6 protein-coding genes are annotated in these 6,078 nt (G+C 74.7%); 3 read left to right on the forward strand and 3 right to left on the reverse strand.

Annotation, left to right across the window (positions count from 1 at the left end; translation table 11 throughout):
- Window positions 1-1,879 (forward strand): glycoside hydrolase family 76 protein (locus DVA66_RS15760; RefSeq protein ID WP_198671831.1); only part of this gene is annotated, 1,879 nt, incomplete at its 5' end.
- 148 nt (window positions 1,880-2,027) lie between these two features.
- Here the strand turns inward: DVA66_RS15760 and DVA66_RS15765 are convergent.
- Both DVA66_RS15765 and manA read right to left on the reverse strand, forming a co-directional pair.
- Window positions 2,028-2,987 (reverse strand): aldo/keto reductase, encoded by a 960-nt coding sequence (locus tag DVA66_RS15765; RefSeq protein ID WP_198671832.1) that lies wholly within the window; start codon window positions 2,985-2,987, stop codon window positions 2,028-2,030.
- Window positions 2,988-3,031: 44 nt separating this feature from the next.
- Entirely contained in the window at window positions 3,032-4,198 is a 1,167-nt protein-coding gene (manA, locus tag DVA66_RS15770) for a mannose-6-phosphate isomerase, class I (protein ID WP_114560941.1), read from the reverse strand.
- An 88-nt stretch (window positions 4,199-4,286) separates the two neighbouring features.
- Here manA and DVA66_RS15775 point away from each other — a divergent pair, with 88 nt between their 5' ends.
- Both DVA66_RS15775 and DVA66_RS15780 read left to right on the forward strand, forming a co-directional pair.
- Window positions 4,287-4,589, forward strand: a complete 303-nt coding sequence (locus DVA66_RS15775) for a DUF3263 domain-containing protein (RefSeq protein ID WP_198671833.1) — start codon at window positions 4,287-4,289, stop codon at window positions 4,587-4,589.
- Window positions 4,590-5,060: an AAA family ATPase gene (locus DVA66_RS15780; RefSeq protein WP_114560937.1), complete on the forward strand. Its 471-nt coding sequence runs from the start codon at window positions 4,590-4,592 to the stop codon at window positions 5,058-5,060.
- An 11-nt stretch (window positions 5,061-5,071) separates the two neighbouring features.
- Here the strand turns inward: DVA66_RS15780 and DVA66_RS15785 are convergent.
- A partial coding sequence (locus DVA66_RS15785) for an RNA polymerase sigma factor (protein ID WP_114560938.1) occupies window positions 5,072-6,078 on the reverse strand: 1,007 nt, incomplete at its 5' end.

Raw genomic sequence — 6,078 nt, forward strand, 5'->3', positions numbered from 1 at the left:
GGCCCGCGCCGACGCCGCCGCCGAGCCCGCACCCGTCCCGGTCGGGGAGGCGCTGCCGCCGCGGCCCACCGGTCCCGCCTCGCTGCCGCGCTGGCAGGCCGAGCCGCCCGATGCCGACCGGGTCGAGCTGGTCGCCGGGCAGGTGGTCTGCGTGCTCACCTGCGACGGCGGTGAGGCCCCCGACGTCGCCGGCGACCGACCGGTCGACCCGGTCACCGTGGCCGGACGCACCCTGCAGCTGCGCACCTCGCTGCCCGACGTCGTCGGCTGGGCCGTGGTCGAGAAGGCCCGACCGGGCGACCGGGTGTGGCTGGAGCGCTCCTTCGACGCCGGCGCCACCCGCGAGCAGACGGTCGAGCCGACGTCGGCGCAGCGGCGCGGGCGGGTGCAGACCCCGACCACCAATCTCACCGACCCGTCCCAGCACCGCCGCGGTGTGGTGCGGGCCTGCCTCGACACCGGCGAGCGCGCCGCCTGCACGGAGTGGGCCTACCGCGACGTCTGCCGCGAGGTGTGCGACGGGGCGGACCCCACCGGGCCACTGCGGGACTCCGCCGTCGAGCCGCGTGAGGTCGGCCAGCGCCGCGTGGCCCTGCGGGTGGACGCCACCGGCGCGGGTCTGGCGGAGGTGACGCGGGCGAGCGCCGGCGACGAGGTGTGGGTGGAGCGGTCCTGGGACGAGGGGGTCAGCACCCGGGACGGACGGCTCGGCCGCACCACGGTGCCCGGCGGGGCGACCACCGCCAGCACCGGGGTGTTCCCCGCCGCCGAGCCGCGGCTGAAGATGGCCGGCGGGGCGCTGCGGGCCTGCGTCCGGCTGGCCGCCACCGACGAGACCGGCTGCACCGGCTGGACCCGTCCAGCGGTCGATCGGGCGGCCGCCGCGGTGGACGCCCTGGTCTTCGACTACGACCCCTACACCGCCTGGTGGCCGTCGAGCTGGTGGAACTCCGCGGTGGCGATCAGCACGGTGATCGACTACCAGCGTCAGACCGGTGACGACTCCTACGCCTGGATGGTCGAGCGCACCTTCGAGGTGAACCGGGTGCCCTTCCCGGCGGGGGAGAAGAGCACCGACGAGATCGAGGGCAACTTCATCAGCCGGGCCGTCGACGACGCCGGCTGGTGGGGGCTGGCCTGGCTCAACGCCTACGACCTGACCGGCGACGTGGAGTACCGCGAGACCGCCGAGATCATCGCCGACTACCTGCACTCCTTCTGGGACACCAGCACCTGCGACGGCGGGGTCTGGTGGAACGCCGAGCGCACCTACAAGAACGCCGTCACCAACGGCCAGTACGTCAAGCTCACCGCGATGCTGCACCAGCGGCTGCCCGGCGACTGGCAGTGGCGCGACCGAGCGGTCTCCGCGTGGGAGTGGTACCTCGACAGCGGCATGGTGGGCGAGGACGGGCTGGTGAACGACGGGCTGACCGACGACTGCGCGAACAACGGCCAGACGGTGTGGACCTACAACCAGGGCCTGCCGATCGGCGCCGGCGTCGAGCTGGCCGAGATCACCGGCGACGAGGCGCACCTCGACACCGCCCGCCAGCTGGCCGATGCCGCCATCGACTCCGACCTGCTCTTCCCCGGTGGCGTGCTGACGGAGTCCTGCGAGGTGGGCGAGAACCCCTGCGACGACAACCAGAAGCAGTTCAAGGGCATCTTCCTGCGCTACCTCACCGAGCTGGACCAGGCCACCGGCGGGGACTACCGGTCGGTGGCCAAGCGGCAGGCCGACACCGTCTGGGAGCACCGCGACGCCCTCAACCGGATCGGCATCAGCTGGGACGGCGACGCCGCCCCCGGACGGCCGAACGTCCGTGACTGGCGCACGCAGGCCAGCGGGCTGAGCGCGCTGCTCGCCCTCCGCTGACGCCGCAGGCCGCGCCCCCGTGAGCGCGCCGCCCACGTCCGCGCACCCGCCCACGTCCCCGAGCGCGAGTGTGGCCGACCCGTCGGATCCCGTCCGTGCTTTCCGACGATGTCGCCACACTCGCGGCGGGGAGCGGGGGTGGGGCGGGTCAGGCGGAGGTGATCTCGTCCAGCTCGTCCAGGTCATCCGCGGTGGGCTGCCAGCGCATCGCGGCGGCGTTGGTGCGGACCTGCTCGGCGGAGGTGGCGCCGGAGATCACCGAGGCCACGCAGGGCTGGGCGGCCAGGCCGGCGATGGCGACGTCGAGGACACTGAGGTCGCGGGCGCGGGCGTACGCCTCGACGGCCTCGATCCGGTCCCAGTCGGCGCCGGCGAGCCACTGGGCGCGCTCGGGCTCGGCGGCGGCGCGAGAGCCCTCGGGGGCGTCCTGGCCGCGGCGGTACTTACCGGTGAGCAGGCCGTACTCGAGCGGGAAGTAGGGGAGGATGCCCAGGCCGTAGCGCTCGGCGGCCGGGGCGACCTCGGCCTCGATCGAGCGGTCGAGCAGGGAGTAGCGGTTCTGCACCGAGACGAACCGGCTCAGCCCGGAGCTGCGGGCGGTCCAGTCGGCGTCGGCGATCTGCCAACCGGCGAAGTTGGAGCAGCCGAGGTAGCCGACCTTGCCCTCGTGCACGAGGTCGGTCAGCACCTCCAGCGTCTCCTCGACCGGGGTGACGTCGTCGGGGGCGTGCAGCTGGTAGAGGTCGATGTGGTCGGTCTGCAGCCGGCGCAGGCTCGCCTCGACGGCGCGGCGGACGTAGCGGCGGGACCCGCGCACGCCGAAGTCCTCGCCGTTGGCCCCGCGCATGTCCATGCCGACCTTGGTGGCCAGCACGAAGTCGTCGCGGCGTCCCTGGAGGGCGTGGCCGAGCAGCTCCTCGCTGCCGCCGGGCGGGTTGCCGTAGACGTCGGCGGTGTCGAGCAGGGTGACGCCGACGTCGGTGGCGGCGTCGAGGATGCCGCGGACGCCGTCGAGGTCGACCCGGCGGCTGAAGGCGTTGCAGCCGATCCCGACCGCGCTGACCATCAGACCCGAGTCGCCCAGTGGGCGGTAGACCATGTCGCTCATGTGCGCCGACGCTACCGACGCGCCGCCTGCTCCACCGACCGGGGTCAGCGCACGCCGGGGCCGGCGACGAAGGCCGTCCCGCCGCCGTGGGCGGAGACGGTCTCGCCCGCCGGCAGGAACGCCGCCTGCCCGCGGTGCAGGGTGATGGCGGTGGCGCCGCTCTGCAGCTGCACCCGTCCGGAGGTGGCGAGCACGATGCGGCCGCTGGTGGAGGCCGGCACGGTGGTCGGGGTGTCGGAGCAGTCGAGGCGCCACAGCGTGAACTCCGGGGCGGGGGTGTCGAAGCGGAACCGGCCCTCGCCCTCGTCGACCAGCGGCACCGGCTGGGGGGTGATCGGGGAGAAGTCGAGGACGGCCCCGAGCTCGGCGACGTCGACGTGCTTGGGCGTGAGCCCGCCGCGCAGCACGTTGTCGGAGTTGGCCATCACCTCCACGCCGAGGCCGCTGAGGTAGGCGTGCAGGTTGCCCGCGCCGAGGAAGAGCGCCTCGCCCGGCTGCAGCCGGACCCGGTTCATCAGCAGCGCCACCAGCACGCCGGGGTCACCGGGGTAGAAGCGGGCGATCTCGATCGCGGTGCGGCACAGGTCGCCGACCGGCCCCTCCTCGTCGGCGCGCCGCCCGGCCGCCTCGGTCACCAGCCCCGCCACCCCGCGCCAGCGCTCGTCGTCCAGCAGGTCCAGCAGCACCGCCCGCAGCCCGTCCGGCGTGCCGAGGGCGTCGACCAGCGGGTCGAGCGCCTCGACCTCGAGCTCACGCCACAGCCCGGCGGTCCGGGCCGGGTCGGCGAACCCGCACAGGGCGTCGAACTCGGTCAGCGCGACGATCATCTCCGGCTTGGGCCAGTCGTCCTTGTAGTTGCGCTCGGGGGCGTCACGGGCGGGACCCTCGGCCTCCTCCCGCGCCCAGCCCCGCTCCGCCTGCTCGCGGGTCGGGTGGGCCTGCAGCGACAGCGGCTCGGCCGCGGCGAGCAGCTTCAGCAGGTAGGGCAGCCGTCCGCCGAACCGCTCCACCGACGCCGTGCCGACCACCGCCGGGTCGCGGGCCACCCGCTCGTCGAGGCCCTCCGACTCCAGCCGCGCGGGTGCGCTGGGATGGGCGCCCAGCCACAGCTCGGCGTGCGGACGTCCGTCCGGCTCGGTGCCGAGCAGCTCGGGGATGAGGGTGGGCGAGCCCCAGGCGTAGTGCTGCACCGGGCCGGTGAGTCGCTGCATGGGACCCATCCAAACCCACCCCGGCACGGTTGGCGAGCCAGGTCGGCGGTGAATGACACGGCTGTCATTACGGCTTAGGATGAGCGGCATGCCGCAGACCGAGAACGCCGAGCCCACCGGTGGCGCCGAGCTCAGTGAGCGGGACGCCCGGATCCTCGACTTCGAGCGTCAGTGGTGGAAGTACGCCGGGGCCAAGAACGACGGCATCCGCGAGCAGTTCTCGATGTCGGCCACCCGGTACTACCAGGTGCTGAACTCCATCATCGACAAGCCCGAGGCGCTGGCCCACGACCCGCTGCTGGTCAAGCGGCTGCAGCGGCTGCGCGCGGAGCGGATGCGCGCCCGGTCGGCCCGCCGCCTCGAGCAGCACCACACGCCCGACCACGCCTGAGTGGGCGCCGGCGGCTACGTCCTGGGAGCTCCCGGCTCCGGCAAGACCGCCGTCGCCGCCACCCTGCGCGCGCTGCTGCCCACCTGGGTGGTGCTCGACTGGGACGCGTTCATGGATCCGGCCGGTGCGTTGGCCGGTGCCGCCATCCGTGAGACGCCCAGCACCTGGAACGCCTACGGGCAGCTCGTCCGTGCCGCGGTCGACCAGCTCGCGCCGCACCCCGTCCTGCTGCTCGGCGTCGTCACCCCCGACGAGCTCACCGGCTGGCCGTCCGGCCGCTGGATGGTGCTCGACTGCACCGACGAGGAGCGTCGTCGCCGGCTGCGAGCCCGGGGAGACAGCGAGGACTCGGTGCCCCAGGCCCTCGCCGACGCGGCGGACTACCGCGGTCTCGGCCTACCCGTGGTGGACAGCACCGGCCGGACGCCTGCTGAGGCCGCGCGGGCGCTGGTCGACCTGCTGACGTCCTGACGCGACCCGGATCAGCCGGAGTGCAGCTCGGCGAGCCGGCGTCGCAGGTGGGCACGTTCGACCTCGTTGGGGCACCGCTGCAGTGCCCGCTCGAACTCCGCAGCGGCGACCCCGGTGCGGCCCGAACGCCACAGCAGCTCCGCCCGGACGGCCGGCAGCCGGTGGCTGCGGGGCAGCTGCTCCTCCAGCCCGTCCAGCAGGGCCAGCCCGGCCGCCGGCCCGTCGGCCTCGGCCACGGCCACCGCCCGGTTGAGGCGCACGACGGCCGACCCGGTCAGCTCCTCCAGCTGCGCGTAGAGCCCGGCGACCAGCGCCCAGTCGGTGTCGGCCGCGGTCGGCGCTCCGGCGTGCACGGCCGCCACCACGGCCTGCAGGTAGAGCTCCAGCGCGGTCCCGCCCCTCGGCACCGGCAGGTCGACGAGCAGGCCGAGACCCTCCGCGATCTCGTCGTGGTGCCAGCGGGCCCGGTCCTGGTCGGGCAGCAGCACCAGCTCGCCCTCCGCCGACACCCGGGCGTCCCGCCGTGAGTGCTGCAGCAGCATCAGCGCCAGCAGCGCCCGGACGTCCGCACGTCCGGGCAGCAGGGCGTCCAGCAGCCGGCCGAGCCGCACCGCCTCCTCGGCGGCCCCACCCTCCACCGGCGCCGGCTCCGCACCCGGGGCGTAACCGGCGGTGAAGGTCAGGTAGACCACGCGCAGCACGTCCTCGACCCGGTCGTCCAGCCGCTCCCCGGCCGGCAGCCGCAGGGCGACCCCGGCGCCGACCAGCTTCTTGCGCGCCCGGGTCAGCCGGGCCGCCATCGTCGGCTCGCTGACCAGGAACAGCCGGGCGATCTCGGCGGTCGGCAGGCCGAGCACCAGCCGCAGGGTCAGCGCCGCCCGTGCCTCCAGCGCCAGAGCCGGGTGGCAGCACAGGAACACCAGGCGGAGCACGTCGTCGCGCACGAGCACCTCCTCCTCTGCCTCGGCCAGCCGCTCGGCGGTGGCCCGGCCGGCCCGCTCCTCGCGGTCGACCTGCT

It is taken from the genome of Desertihabitans aurantiacus (assembly GCF_003344635.1).
GTDB lineage: Bacteria > Actinomycetota > Actinomycetes > Propionibacteriales > Propionibacteriaceae > Desertihabitans > Desertihabitans aurantiacus.